Here is a 13,874-nt window from a genome sequence, read left to right on the forward strand (position 1 = left end):
GACAGCCGGTGCGCGATCGCGGGAGTGGCACGCGGGCATGGCAACGGCGCGCCCGGGCGGTAGGCCACGGCGTCCCTACTTGAGTTCCGCCGAGGACTTCCCGAGCAGTCGGCGCGCCACGATCAGCAGCTGGATCTGCTGCGTGCCCTCGAAGATGTCGAGGATCTTGGCGTCGCGTGCCCACTTCTCGACCAGCTCGGTCTCGCCATAGCCGGCAGCACCGCAGAGCTCGACGCAGGCGAGCGCGGTATCGACCGCGGTGCGCCCGGCCTTGGCCTTGCACATCGAGGCCTCGAGGGCATTGGGCTGGCCGTTGTCGGCCATCCAGGCTGCGCGCAGGGTGAGCAGGCGCGCGGCCTCGTAATCGGCCTCGCATTCCATCAGCCTTGCGGCGGCGGCGTGGCCGTGCGTGCGCGGCCGGCGGTAGTCGAGCTTGACGCCGGCCTCGCCGAGGATGCGCCGGGTCTCCTCGATGGCCGCGCGCGCCAGGCCGACGGCCATTGCGGCGACGATCGGGCGGGTGTTGTCGAAGGTCTGCATGACCCCGGCGAAGCCCTTGCTGGTATCGATCTCGGGCGAGCCGAGCAGATTCCCGGCGGGCACGCGGCAGTTCTCCAGCCGGAAGGCGGCGGTGTCCGATGCGCGGATGCCGAGCTTGTGCTCGAGCCGGTCGAGGGTCAGGCCGGGACGGTCCTTCTCGACCAGGAAGGCCTTCATCGCGGCGCGGCCGACGGAGCGGTCGAGCGATGCCCAGACCACCAGCGCATCGGCGCGCTCGCCGGCGGTGACGTAGATCTTCTCGCCGTTGAGCACGTAGTCGTCGCCGTCGCGCTCGGCCGTCGCACGGATGGCGGCCGAATCGGAGCCGGCGTGCGGCTCGGTGATGGCCATTGCCACCCAGCGCCCATTGAAGCGCTCGAGCTGCTCCTCGTTGGCCACCGCGGCGATGGCGGCATTGCCCAGACCCTGGCGCGGGATCGACAGCGCCAAGCCGACATCGCCCCAGCACAGCTCGATCATGCCGAGCACGGCCGCCATGTTGGCGCCGTTGCGGACGCCCGCGTCATCGCCGCCGGCATCCTGCTTGAGCTTGCCGGCACCGGCGCCCTGGCCGCCGACGGCGTTCATGCCGTCCATCAGCGAGCCCAGCATCTCCAGCTCCACCGGCGCGGTGTGCTCAAGTCGATCGTACTTGCGCGAGATCGGGCGGAACATGCCGGCGCCGATCTCGTGGGCCTGGTGGATCAGCGGCTTCAGCCGCTTCGGGGTTTCAAGATGGATCATCGGAGAGCCTCTCGGGAATCGGGGAATCGGGCAATCACAGCAGGACGGCGCCTTCCATCAGCGCCGTTGCGCGCAGGTCGCGGTACCAGCGTTCCACCGGATACTCCTTGACGAAGCCGTGCCCCCCGAAGATCTGCACGCCGTCGGAACCGATCTGCATGGCGTGGCGGGCGGCCAGCGTGCGCGCCAGCTGAACCTCGCGCAGCGCGTCCTCGCTCTGCTCCATCCGGCTGGCCGCGCGCAGCACCGCGAGGTGCAGGCCGTCGCGCTCGATGCCGATGTTGGCAATCATGAAGGCCACCGACTGGCGATGGCTGATCGGCTCGCCGAAGGCGGTGCGCTCGTTGGCGTAGGGGATCACGTAGTCGCGCACCGCGGTGGCGGTGCCGACGGCGAGTGCGCACCACGCGGCGCGCGACGACGCGATGATGCGGTCGTAGGCGCCCGCATCCAGCTCGAAGGCGGCATCGTCGCGCAGCGCCACATGGTCGAAGCGCACGCGACTCAGGCCGGCCGCGCGCAGGCCCATGGCCGGCTCGGCCTCGACCGTCACGCCTTCGGCTGCACGCTCGACGATATAGAGGCCGGGCGCCCCCTCCGGCGAACGGGCGGCGACCACGAAGAAGTCGCTGCTGCCGCCGTTGACCACCAGCGCCTTTTCGCCGTCGAGCACCAGCGCGCCGTCGCGCACCGTCACCCGCGCACCGAGGTCATAGGGCGAGAACAGCGCCCTCGCCTCGGTCACCGCGAAGCTGGCGGTCGGCGGGTCCTCGCCGGTCATCGGCGTCAGGAACGCGTCCTGCTGCGCGGCGTTGCCGTGATCGGCGAGCAGCAGCGCCACCGACGGCGTCGCCAGCAGCGACACTGCCAGCCCCATGTCGCCGTGCGCCAGCGACTCGGCGATCAGCGCGCCGGTCACCGGACTGCGCTCGGCCATGGCGCCGCCGAGCCCTTCCGGAATCGCCATCTGGAGCACGCCCAGCTCGTTGGCCTGGGCGATCAGCTCGGCCGACGGCGCACCGTCGGCCTCGGCCTGCTCGGCATTGGGACGCAGCAGCTCCGCCGCGACCTGCTCCATGGTCTCGACGATCATCTGCTGCTCGTCGCTCGGCGTCAGATCGAAGAGCCCGCTGCCCGTCGGCCGCTCGCCTCGGCTCGGCCGGGTGAGCTGCGAGAGGGCCTTGAACTGGCGTCCGGCACCGGCGGCGGCAGTGAAGCCGACGCGGGCACCCGACTTGATGACCGCCGAGGCGGGTCGGTGCAGGCCCAGTCGGGCGGTCAGCGGATGCCCGGCGAAGCGCGTCAGGGCACGCACGCCGAGGCCGATGGGATCGAGCTTGCTGCTTCGTTCGGACATGGCAGTGGACAGGTGGCGGGGTTGGTCGAAAGGATCAGAGCCGCATGCGGCCATCCCGGATGGCCTGCAGGTCGTCGTCGGTGATCGGCGTGTAGCCGGCGTCCCGGTCCCGGAGTACATGAACCGCGTCGCCGTCGCAGGCGGCAGGGTCGAAGCCGGCCTTCTTGAGGTCGACCTTGCGGTGCTTGAAGGTCCCGGTGGTCTCGACGCGCGCCATCACGCGAATGAAAACCGGCACCGCATAGGCGGGCAGCGTGTCGCAGAGGTGCCGCGCCACGGCTGCGCCGTCGAAGCGCTCACCTTCGTGCAGCAGCACGCCGGCCATGCCGGCGCGGCCGTCGTAGCCGGGGACCTCGACGCCGTAGACGATGGACTCGTCGATCGCGGGCAGCGCATCGACGGCGCGCTCGACCTCGGTGGTAGCGACGTTCTCGCCCTTCCAGCGGAAGGTGTCGCCGACCCGGTCGATGAACTGGATGTGGCGCATGCCGATATCACGCACCAGATCGCCGGTGTTGAACCAGCAGTCGCCCTCGGCGAAGACATCGCGCAGCAGCTTCTTCTCGCTCGCCTCCGGATCTGTGTAGCCGTCGAAGGGCGCGCGGTCGCTGACCTCGGCGATGAGCAGACCGACCTCGCCGCGCTCGACCTTGCGCATGCGGCCGCGCGCATCGCGCTCCGGCGCTTCGGCGTCGTGATCGAAGGCCACGACGGCGTAGCTCAGCGGGCAGAACCCGCACGAACCCGCGACGTTGAAGGAGTTGGTGAAGACCAGATTGCCTTCGCTGGCGCCGTAGAATTCGTTGATGTGCGGGATGGCGAAACGCTTCTGGAACGCATCCCAGAGCTCGGGGCGCAGACCGTTGCCGACGCACGCGCGCACCCGGTGACGGGCATCGTTCTCGCGCTCGGGCTGCTGCAGCAGGTAGCGGCACAGCTCGCCGATGTAGCAGAACACGGTGGCATCGGCGGCGCGCAGCTCGTCCCAGAAGCGCGACGCCGAGAAGCGGCGAGCGATGTAGAGCTCCGCCCCCGCGGCCAGCACCGCGCCCCAGGCCAGCGTCAGCGCATTGTTGTGGTAGAGCGGCAGCGGGCAGAAGAAGACATCGTCGGCGCGCATGCGCAGCGACGCCAGTCCGACGCCGGCAGCGGCACGCAGCCATCGGTTGTGCGACATCACCGCCGCCTTCGGCATGCCGGTGGTGCCCGAGGTGAAGATGTAGAAGGCCGGATTGGCTGCCTGGACACGCGCGGTGGCCTCCGGATCCGCCGCCGACAGGGTCGCGCTGTCGGCCTCCAGATCGACCGCGCCGGATGGCACCTCGGCGGCATCGCCGTCCGCAAGCCAGGCGACCGGGGCATCGGCGGCCACCTCGCCCAGGGTGATGCTGTCGACGGCCTCGGCGCACTCGGCTCCGACGATGAGCGCCCGCGGCTTCACCAGCCGGATACTGTGCGCCAGCACCTCGCCGCGCTGGTTGTGGTTCAGCAGACCGGCGACCGCGCCGATCTTCACGGTGGCCGTCACCGCGGCCAGCATCTCGACGCGGTTCTCCATGAGCAGCGCCACCCCATCGCCCGGGCCGACACCCTGCTGCTGCAGCCAGTGCGCCCAGCGGTTGGCCAGCTGGTTGAGCGCGAAATAGCTGAGTCCGCGGCGGGCATCCCGCACCGCCACGCGCTCGGGATGGCGCTCGGCGATGCGCTGCACGCGCAGGCCGATCGAATCGTGGGCATCGCGCGATGCCCGCGCCAGCGACACCAGGCCCTTCACCGCGGTGGCGGTCCGCGGCGCACCACGGCTCAGATACCCGCGCACGATGTCCATGATGCCGACGCGTTCCCTGACCATGCTCTTGTCCTCCGATCTCACGCGGCAGCTTGGCGATCGGCGCGCCACGGCTGCCGGACCCGGCGGCACGCGGCCGCATCATGCCATGCGCCCGGAGCGCCCAAGGAAAGCGGAAAGACTTCTTTCAGGAAAGACATGTTTCCGGATATTGTCACAGCCGCCGGAGTCGGTCAATATCCGGAAACATGACTTTCCAGATAGCGATGAACGGGTGCCATGACCGGTAGCGCGCGCCCCCAGGGCGGCCGGCGCTACCGCGGCCGGAGCACCGACGAGCTGCGCGCCGAGCGGCGCCAGCGGCTGCTCGACGCCGCGCTCGCCCGCATCGGCCGACGCGGCTACGCGGGACTGACCATCGAGCGCGTGTGCAGCGACGCGCGCGTGTCCACGCGGCACTTCTACGAGCACTTCGGTTCGCGCGAAGCGCTGCTTCAGGCCCTGTTCGAACGCTTCACAGACGACACCCGGCGGATCGTGGGCGAGGCGCTCTCGTCGGGCGACGGCGATCCGATGGAGCGCGCCCTCGGTGCGGTCGCCGCCTTCGTGCGCTTTGCGCTGGCCGATCCGGCGCGCGCGCGACTCGCGTTCATCGAGACGGTCGGCGTATCGCCCGACATGGAACGCCGGCGGCGCGACGCCATCGGGCACTTCGTCTCGCTCATCGCGGGCGCCGCCGAGCAGCTCGCCGAGCGCGGCGTCCTGCCCCGCCGCCAGTTCCACCTGGCGGCAGTGGCGCTGGTCGGCGCCACCAACGAGCTCATCGTGGAATGGCTCAGCGGCGACACCGGCCTCTCGGCGAGCCAGATGGAACGTGCCATCATGGACCTGTTCCGCACGCTGATCATGGGCGCCCGTGCGCGCTCGGGTGCGGCGCCCTGACAGGCGGCGGCAGCGACGGATCCAGAACGACAACCAGCGAGGAGCCGCATGATCGACCGCATCCGGCACTGTTGCATCGCGCGCCGCGCCTTGTGGACGGCCGCCGCCCTCCTGCTCGCCGGCCCGGCGGGGGCCGACGACGCCGCCGCCGAAACCGACGCGGCCGCGAAGGGACGCGCCATCGCCGAGCGCGCCTGGGAGCGCGGCGAAGGCTATGGCGACCTGAAGGCCGACGTCGAGATGACCATCATCACCGGCAGCGGCCAGCAGGCGACCCGCGACATGCGCATCCGCCTGCTCGAGATGCCGGGGGAGGCCAGCCGTGCGCTGACACGGGTCGAGGCGCCCCGCGATGTCGCCGGCACCGCACTGCTCACGCACACCGGCGACGACGGCGACGTGCAGCAGTGGCTCTATCTGCCGGCCGCATCGCGCACGCGCCGCATCAGCAGCGAGAACCGCAGCGGCTCCTTCATGGGCAGCGAGTTCAGCTTCGATGATTTCGCGGCCCAGCCACCATCGCGCTACCGCTTTGCGCACCTCCGCGACGAGACCGTCGACGGCATGCGCTGTCACGTCCTGCGGCGCGAACCGGTGGAGGACGACCGGCCCGGCTACCAGCACGCCTGGCTCGATACCGAGCATCTGCAGCTGCGCAGGGTCGAATACCACGACGCCCGCGGCGACATCACCCGCGTGCTCACGGTCGGGGAATACGAGACCTTCGAGGGTGCCGACGGCGGCACCTACCGGCGCGCGCAGTTCCTGCGCATGGAGAACCAGCGCACCGGTGCAGCCTCCGAGCTGCGCTGGTCCGGCATCGCCCTCGACACCGGCCTGAGCGAGCGCGACTTCGACGTCGCGGCGCTGTCGCGCCGCCGCTGATGCTCGTCGCCGCCCGCGAGCGCCTGGTGGCGTGGCGCGGTGCCGCGGCGATCGTCGCCGTGGCGCTGGCCGGCCTGGCCGCCGCGGGTGTCCAGCACCTGTCGTTCACCACCGACTACCGCGCATTCTTCTCCGAGGACAACCCGGATCTCGCCCAGCTCGAGTTCATCGAGGAGAACTTCGCGCGCGCCGAGACGCTGGTCATCACCATCGCACCCGACTCGGGCGACGTGTTCGACGCGCACGCGCTGGAGGCAGTGCGCTGGCTCTCCGGCGAGGTGCTGCGACTGCCGTACAGCAAGGGCGTGTCGTCGATCACCGAGTACTACCCCGCACGCGGCCGCGAGGGCGAGCTGGTGGTCGAGCCGCTGATTCCGGACCGACCGCTCGACGACGACGAGCGCGCGCGCATCCGCGCCGACGCGCTGGCCGACGACCGCATCACCGGCATCATGCTGGCGCGGGACGGCGCCGCCACCGGCCTCATCGCCCACTTCGAGCTGCCGCACGAGGAACCCGAGGTCGAGATCCAGGCGGTGGCCGATGCCGCCCGGGCGATGATGGCCGATTTCCGCACCCGGCCCTTCTCCGACGGCATCGAGACCCACCTCGCCGGGGTCATGATGCTCAACGACGCCATGTCCGGCGTGCTGATGGGCGAGGCCTTCGCGCTCTATCCGCTGGTGTTCCTGGTCATGTTCGTGCTGCTGGCACTGCTGCTGCGCTCGCTGGCGGCGACCGCGGTCACGGTGGCGGTGATCGTGATGAGCGCCGGCGCTGCCATGGGCGCCGCCGGCTGGCTCGGCATCACGCTGACCTCGCCGTCGCTGACCGCCGGGCTGGTGGTGATGACGCTGGCGGTGGCCGACTGCGTGCACATGCTCACCACCATGGGCCTGCGCGCGCAGGCCGGCGACACGCCGCGCGACGCGCTGCTGCACAGCATCCGGGTCAACTTCCTGCCCATCCTGCTGACCAGCGTCACCACGGCGATCGGCTTCCTGGGCCTGAACCTCAGCGACTCACCGCCCTACCGGGACCTCGGCAACCTGGTGGCCATCGGCGTCATGGCGGCGCTCGCGTTCAGCATGATGGTGCTCCCCTGGTGGTGCATGCGCTTTCCCGTGCGGCGCCCGCCCGTCACGCGCGGCATGCACCGCGCGCTGGTGGCGCTGGCCGACACGGTGACGCGCCGCCGCCGGATGCTGCTGACACTCGGTGCCGTGGTCGTCGTGGCGGCGCTGGCGGCGCTGCCGCAGAACCGTTTCGGCGACAACTACGTGCACTTCTTCGAATCCGACCACCCCTTCCGCGAGGCGACCGAGTTCACCAATGCCGAGCTCACCGGCATGCAGTACGTCGAGTACGTCTTCGATGCGGGCGGCGACGGCGCCGCCATGGAGCCCGCCTTCCTGCGCGACATGCACGCCTACGCGGAATGGCTGCGTACACAGCCCGAGGTGCGCAAGGTGAGCTCGGTGGTCGGGGTCCTGCAGTCGCTCAACCAGGCCATGCACGACGGCGACCCGGCCTTCCATCGCCTGCCCGAGTCGCGCCCCGAGGCCGCACAGTATCTGCTGCTCTACGAGCTCAGCCTGCCCAGCGGCGTCGACCTCACGCACCTGGTCAACATCCACAAGTCGGCGGCACGCATGACGGTACAGCTGGATACCATCAGTTCCGAGGCCATCCGGCAATTCGACGAGCGCGCGGTGGCCTGGCAGCGCCGGCATTTCGACCATGCCGCGGTGGCCCGTGGCGCCGGCGTGTCGATCATGTTCGCGCACATCGCGCGCCGGAACTTCGTCTCCATGCTCTGGGGCACCGGCATCGCCTTCGGCGTCATCAGCCTGCTGCTCCTGGCGGCCTTCCGAAGCCCACGGCTGGCGGCGATCAGCCTGGCGCCCAACCTGCTGCCCGCGATCATCGGCTTCGGCATCTGGGGCGTGACGGTGGGCCAGGTGGGCCTGAGCCTCGCCGTGGTCGGCTCGCTGACGCTGGGCATCATCGTCGACGACACGCTGCACATGCTCAATCGCTACGCGCGCGCCCGCCGCGCCGGCGCCGATGCCGAGGCCGCGGTGCGCGAGGCGCTGACCCAGGTCGGCCCGGCGCTCGTGATCACGTCGCTGGTCCTGTTCGTCGGCTTCGCGCTGTTCACCACCTCGGGCTTCCTGCTCACCGTGCACTTCGGCGCACTGACCGCCATCGTCATCGCCGCCGCGCTGCTCGCCGACTTCTTCCTGCTGCCGCCGCTGCTGCTGTGGCTCGACCGGCGCTGATCCGGGGCGGCCTCGCCGCAGCGGTGACCGCACTGGCCGTGCTGTCGCCGGCGCAGGCGCAGACCGACGTGCGCGGCGCCCTCGAGCTCGAGGGCCGCTGGTTCGACGTGCGCGACGGCGACGGCCTGAGCGGCTCGGTGGCCGGGCTGGTCGACATCTATCAGCCGCTGGCCGACCCCGACCTGAGCCTGGTCGCGGAGCTCTTCTACCGGCGCGACAGCGCCGATCCCCATCGCAGCCACGGCGACGTACGCCAGGCCTTCGTGCAGGCTGTGGGGCGCAGCATCGAGATCAACGCCGGCTACCGGCGGGTGTTCTGGGGCGTGACCGAGTCGCGCTCGCTGGTGGACATCATCAACCAGAGCGACCTCGTCGAGGACATCGACGGCGGCGCCAAGCTCGGCCAGCCCATGCTGCAGCTGCGCTGGCTGGCGGAATCGGGAACCGGCGATCTCTTCGTCCTGCCGGCGGCGCGCGAACGCACCTTCCCGGGCCCCGAGGGCCATCCACGCATTCCCTTCCCGATCGCGCGCGGCGCATCACGCTTTCCCGACGGCGAGCAGCGGCGCCTGGACTATGCACTGCGCTGGCAGTGGCGGCTGCCGGACATCGACCTCGGCATTTCCTGGTTCGACGGCACCGCACGGGCCCCCGACATGCTGCCGTGCCTGGCCCAGGGCAGCGATTTTCCGGGTACGGCCAGCGGCCCCAACTGCGACCTCGAAGCCGCCGCTCCGCAGGTCGGCCCGCTCGCCGGGGCACTGGTCGACGTACTGCAGGTGCTGCGACTGGCCCCGGACGACGATGCCCTGGAAGCGGCGGCCCGCGAGCGTGTGCTCGACAACCTGGTGCTGGTACCCGACTACGGGCGCACCCGGCGCGCCGGCCTCGACCTGCAGGTACTGCGCGGCGGGCTGGCGCTGCGCCTGGAGGCGCTGGCGCGGCGCCGCGACGGCGAGTGGACCTTGGCCAGCGTCAGCGGTCTCGAATACACGCTGCCCGGCTTCTTCGCGACCGACTGGGACGTCGGCGTGCTCGCCGAGCACCTCTACGATCAGCGCGACGACAATGTCTTCTCGCAGCGCTTCGCCAACGATGTCTTCGTGGGCACGCGCATCAGCTTCAACGATCTCGCCGGCAGCACGCTGCTGGCGGGTGCCATCGTCGAGCCCGATCTGGGCAACCGCCTGTTCTCGGTGGAACTGAGCCGCCGCTTCCTGACGAACTGGCGCGTCACGCTGGACGCGCGCGTGCTCTCGGACCTGCCGGACGATCCGCTGGTCGATCTGATCGACGGTCAGGACCGGGTGCGGCTACAGCTCCAGCGGTTCTTCTAGCGGGAGGCCCGCCGCAATCAGGCGGGATCGTCGCCTTCGGGCGTGCCCTCGACCAGCGGGGCCAGCTGGGGCGGATCGTCCAGGCAGCGCACACGCCGGTCGCCGTCGTCGTCTTCGTAGAAGGCGGCGTACTCGCCACCGTCGGACGCGGCATCTGGGATCTCGAGCGCGCTCGGCGAGCGCGGCACGCGCACGCCCTCGACGTTGCCGAGCACCTCGACGGTCTCGGCCTCCTGGTAGGGGTGCTCGCCGAGGCAATGCGCACGCGGGCCGCAGGCGGCAACGAGGAACGCGGCGCCGGCCAACAGGCCGGCGCGGAGGATGGTGATCGGCATCAGTGCAGGACTCCGGCGGTACGCAGCGCCTCGCGCAACGCGTCGTGGTGATCGGTGGACAGCGGTACCAGCGGCAGGCGGATGCCGCTGCCGATGCGGCCCATTTCGTGCAGCGCCCACTTCACCGGGATGGGATTGGGCTCGACGAACAGCCACTTGTGCAGGCCGGCCAGCGGCAGATCCGCCTCGGCCGCAGCTTCGGCATCCCCGCCCACCGCGGCCGCGCACATGCGGGCCATGGCGGCCGGCGCCACGTTGGCCACCACGGAGATGTCGCCGTGGAAGCCGGCCAGCATGCTGTCACGGGCGGTGGGGTCGTCCCCGGAATAGAGCGCGAAGTCCGCCGGCAGGCCGAGCGAGACCAGTTCGCGCACGCGGCCGGCATCGGCCAGCGCTTCCTTGAGACCGATGATGTTGGGAATCCCGGCGAGCCGCGCGACCGTCGCCGGCTGCATGTCGCAGCCGGTGCGCCCGGGCACGTTGTAGAGGATCTGCGGCAGGTCCACGGCCTCGGCCACCGCGCGGTAGTGCCGATAGAGGCCCTCCTGCGGCGGCTTGTTGTAGTACGGCGTCACCAGCAGCGCGGCATCGGCGCCGCATTCGGCAGCGGCCCGGGTCAGCGAGATGGCCTCGGCGGTGGCATTGGCGCCGGTCCCGGCGATCACCGGGATGCGGCCGGCCGCGGTCGCCACCGTGCGACGCACCACGGCTATGTGCTCGTCGTTGTCGAGCGTGGCGGACTCGCCGGTCGTGCCCATCGCGACGATGGCGGAGGTGCCCTCGGTGATGTGCCACTCCACGAGGCGGTCCAGCGCGTCGTAGTCGACGGCGCCGTCCACGTCCATGGGGGTGACCAGCGCCACGATGCTGCCGGTGATCTGTTGCAACGGATCCGCCATCCGGTTGAAGGACCCGCATGATAGCAAGCACGTCGCGTGCGCGGCCCGCTGGGGAAGCCTTACACTTCCGCCACGATCGCACCCGCCGCGTCATGAGCACTGCCGACAACCTGCTGTCCATCTCCGTGCTGGCGCCGGCCCGCCCGCGCATCACGCTCGATCTCTTCCGCGCCGTGCGCGAGCGCGGATGCGAGATCGAGGACTGCCGCCTGGCCCCGGCAGGTGCGCTGGTCGGGGCCAGCCTGCTCATTTCCGGATCCTGGGCGGCACTGGGCAAGCTGGAGACCGCGCTGCCCAACATCGCGCAGAAATTCGACATGCAGGTGCAGTTCGCGCGCTGCGGCGAGCGCGAAGCCGCGCCCGACTACCGGCCCTACGCGGTCGAGGTGTTCGCGCCGCAGCATGCCGACCTGATCGTGCACCTGCTCGAATTCTTCGCCGGACAGGACGTCGACGTTCCCGAGGTGATGATCCAGAAGTACGCCTCGCAGCACACCGGCGCCAGCATGTGCAGCGTGCACATGGTCGTCCATGTGCCGGTGAACCAGCATCCGCAGGCGCTGCGCGAGTCGTTCATGGATCTCTGCGACGATCTCAATGCCGACGGCCTGCTCGATCCCATCAAGACCTGACCACCGACGACGGACGCCGACCCGCCCGATGCCGCCGCCGACCGGCAATGCCCAATCGCGCCGATGCCGGCGACGCCTCGGAGCACGGAGCGGGCACTCCGCCCATCCGGCGCTCGCACCGCGACATTCCTCCCTTTCCCCACCGACGGACCGACGATGACCCTTTCCGCTGGCGACCCGATTCCCGACCTCGAGCTTCCCGCAACCGGTGACGAGGGCAGCATCAGGCTGCGCGATCTGAAGGGCAGCGCCCTGGTGCTGTACTTCTACCCCAAGGACAACACGCCGGGCTGCACGCAGGAAGGGCAGGACTTCGCCGCGATGGAGAGCGAATTCGCGGCCGCCGGCGCGCGCATCATCGGCGTGTCGCGCGACACCGTGCGCACGCACGAGAACTTCCGCAAGAAGTACGGCTTCGGCTTCACGCTGCTGTCCGATGCCGAGGAGCAGGCCTGCCAGGCCTTCGATGTCATCCGCGAGAAGAACATGTACGGCAAGAAGGTGCGCGGCATCGAGCGCAGCACCTTCCTGTTCGACGCCGACGGCAAGCTGGCGACCGAGTGGCGCAAGGTCAAGGTCGACGGTCACGCCGATGCGGTCCTGGAAGCCGTGAAGGCCCTCTGATCCGCTCGCGCTCCCGTATCGGCGGCACCCCACGCAGATTGCCAGAGCTCCCATGACGCAACGTCGCATCTTCGTGCTGGACACCAACGTCCTCATGCACGACCCCGCTTCGCTCTACCGCTTCGAGGAGCACGACCTCTATCTGCCGATGGTGGTGCTGGAAGAGCTCGACGCCGCCAAGAAGGGCACCAGCGAGGTCTCGCGCAATGCGCGCCAGGTCTCCCGCATGCTCGACGACATCGTCAGCCAGGCGGATCGCGCCCAGATGACCGACGGCCTGCCGCTGTCCGGCGGCCGGCCGCCCGGGCTGCAGACACCGGTCGACGGCAGCGCCGGCGCGGAACCCGCCAGAAGCGGGCGCATCTTCTTCCAGACGCGACCGGCCGCGACCGCCCTGCCCGACCTGCTGCCCGGCAACAAGCCGGACAACAGCATTCTGGTCTGCGCACTGAGCCTCGCGACCGAGTATCCCGAGACCGCCGTGACACTGGTGTCGAAGGACATCAACCTGCGCATCAAGGCGGCGGTCGTCGGCATCCACGCCGAGGACTACTACAACGACCAGGTACTGGAGGACGTCGACCTCCTGCACCACGGCCACAGCGCCCTGCCGGACGACTTCTGGGCAGCCCACGGCGACGCCATGGAGAGCTGGCAGGACAACCGGGGCAACGCGCACTACAGCGTCAGCGGCCCCATGGTCTCGGAATGGTCGCCCAACCAGTTCCTCTATCTGCCCGACGAGGCCGACGAGGGCACCGGCCTGGAGCTGCGCGTCGACCGTGCCGACAGCAACGCGGCCGAGCTGTCCGTGGTCGAGGACTACCGCGAGGGCAAGCGCGGCGTCTGGGGCGTGCACGCCAAGAATCGCGAGCAGAACTTCGCGCTCAACCTGCTGCTCGACCCGGACATCGACTTCGTCACACTGCTCGGCGCCGCCGGCACCGGCAAGACACTGCTGACGCTGGCAGCCGGTCTCGCCCAGACCCTTGACGAAGCGCGCTACCGCGAGATCATCATGACCCGCGTGACCGTGCCGCTGGGCGAGGACATCGGCTTCCTGCCCGGCACCGAGGAAGAGAAGATGACGCCGTGGATGGGCGCGCTCATGGACAACCTCGAGGTCCTCACCCAGGCCGGCGAAGGCAGCGAGTGGGAGCGCGCCGCGACCAACGAGCTGCTGGCCAAGCGCATCAAGATCCGCAGCCTCAACTTCATGCGCGGGCGCACCTTCTTCAACCGTTTCATCATCATCGACGAGGCGCAGAACCTGACCTCGAAGCAGATGCGCACCATGATCACGCGCTGCGGCCCCGGCACCAAGATGGTCTGCCTGGGCAACCTGGCGCAGATCGACACCCCCTATCTGTCCGAGACCACCTCCGGCCTTACCTACGTGGTCGACCGCTTCCGCGGCTGGCCGCACGGTGGCCACATCACGCTGGCGCGCGGCGAGCGCTCGCGACTGGCGGCCTTCGCATCGGACGTGCTGTAGGCCGAACCGCCGA

At 70.1% G+C, this 13,874-nt stretch carries 12 protein-coding genes; 7 read left to right on the forward strand and 5 right to left on the reverse strand.

The features are described from left to right. Nucleotides 1-75: 75 nt before the first annotated feature. The 3 genes from KAH28_RS08375 to KAH28_RS08385 are packed head-to-tail and all read right to left on the reverse strand — an operon-like array spanning nt 76 to nt 4,493. On the reverse strand, nt 76-1,284 hold the full coding sequence (locus KAH28_RS08375; RefSeq protein ID WP_290575592.1) for an acyl-CoA dehydrogenase family protein: 1,209 nt from the start codon (nt 1,282-1,284) through the stop codon (nt 76-78). Between the two features lie 34 nt (nt 1,285-1,318). Further along, a complete protein-coding gene (locus KAH28_RS08380; RefSeq protein ID WP_290575594.1) occupies nt 1,319-2,641 on the reverse strand; it encodes an acyl-CoA dehydrogenase family protein in 1,323 nt (440 codons plus the stop codon). Between the two features lie 34 nt (nt 2,642-2,675). Then, the gene (locus KAH28_RS08385) at nt 2,676-4,493 is read right to left on the reverse strand and encodes a long-chain-acyl-CoA synthetase (RefSeq protein WP_290575596.1); all 1,818 of its coding nucleotides are present in this window, start codon (nt 4,491-4,493) and stop codon (nt 2,676-2,678) included. A gap of 216 nt (nt 4,494-4,709) precedes the next feature. On the opposite strand from KAH28_RS08385, the gene KAH28_RS08390 reads away from it, so the two are divergent. From KAH28_RS08390 to KAH28_RS08405, 4 genes are read left to right on the forward strand one after another with little or no spacing between them, the layout of a single operon-like run. Beyond that, on the forward strand, nt 4,710-5,372 hold the full coding sequence (locus KAH28_RS08390; RefSeq protein ID WP_290575598.1) for a TetR/AcrR family transcriptional regulator: 663 nt from the start codon (nt 4,710-4,712) through the stop codon (nt 5,370-5,372). A gap of 48 nt (nt 5,373-5,420) precedes the next feature. Further along, nucleotides 5,421-6,257, forward strand: a complete 837-nt coding sequence (locus tag KAH28_RS08395; protein WP_290575600.1) for an outer membrane lipoprotein-sorting protein — start codon at nt 5,421-5,423, stop codon at nt 6,255-6,257. Further along, a complete protein-coding gene (locus KAH28_RS08400; RefSeq protein ID WP_290575602.1) occupies nt 6,257-8,539 on the forward strand; it encodes an MMPL family transporter in 2,283 nt (760 codons plus the stop codon). The genes KAH28_RS08395 and KAH28_RS08400 overlap by 1 nt, the downstream gene beginning before the upstream one ends. 23 nt (nt 8,540-8,562) lie before the next feature. Then, on the forward strand, nt 8,563-9,876 hold the full coding sequence (locus tag KAH28_RS08405) for a hypothetical protein (protein ID WP_290575604.1): 1,314 nt from the start codon (nt 8,563-8,565) through the stop codon (nt 9,874-9,876). A 17-nt stretch (nt 9,877-9,893) separates the two neighbouring features. On the opposite strand, the gene KAH28_RS08410 is transcribed toward KAH28_RS08405, so the two are convergent. Both KAH28_RS08410 and dapA read right to left on the reverse strand, forming a co-directional pair. Continuing rightward, nucleotides 9,894-10,211, reverse strand: coding sequence for a hypothetical protein (locus KAH28_RS08410; protein ID WP_290575606.1), 318 nt, complete (start codon nt 10,209-10,211; stop codon nt 9,894-9,896). Further along, nucleotides 10,211-11,110 (reverse strand): 4-hydroxy-tetrahydrodipicolinate synthase, encoded by a 900-nt coding sequence (gene dapA / locus KAH28_RS08415; RefSeq protein WP_366918153.1) that lies wholly within the window; start codon nt 11,108-11,110, stop codon nt 10,211-10,213. The genes KAH28_RS08410 and dapA overlap by 1 nt, the downstream gene beginning before the upstream one ends. Before the next feature lie 92 nt (nt 11,111-11,202). On the opposite strand from dapA, the gene KAH28_RS08420 reads away from it, so the two are divergent. The 3 genes from KAH28_RS08420 (at nt 11,203) to KAH28_RS08430 (ending at nt 13,861) form a co-directional block, all read left to right on the forward strand. Beyond that, on the forward strand, nt 11,203-11,742 hold the full coding sequence (locus tag KAH28_RS08420; RefSeq protein ID WP_290575610.1) for an ACT domain-containing protein: 540 nt from the start codon (nt 11,203-11,205) through the stop codon (nt 11,740-11,742). A gap of 156 nt (nt 11,743-11,898) precedes the next feature. Continuing rightward, nucleotides 11,899-12,366, forward strand: a complete 468-nt coding sequence (locus KAH28_RS08425; protein WP_290575612.1) for a peroxiredoxin — start codon at nt 11,899-11,901, stop codon at nt 12,364-12,366. A gap of 52 nt (nt 12,367-12,418) precedes the next feature. Beyond that, complete coding sequence (locus KAH28_RS08430; RefSeq protein WP_290575614.1) at nt 12,419-13,861, forward strand: PhoH family protein; 1,443 nt, start codon at nt 12,419-12,421, stop codon at nt 13,859-13,861. The last annotated feature ends 13 nt before the right edge of the window (nt 13,862-13,874 follow it).

Source organism: Algiphilus sp. (assembly GCF_023145115.1).
GTDB lineage: Bacteria > Pseudomonadota > Gammaproteobacteria > Nevskiales > Nevskiaceae > Algiphilus.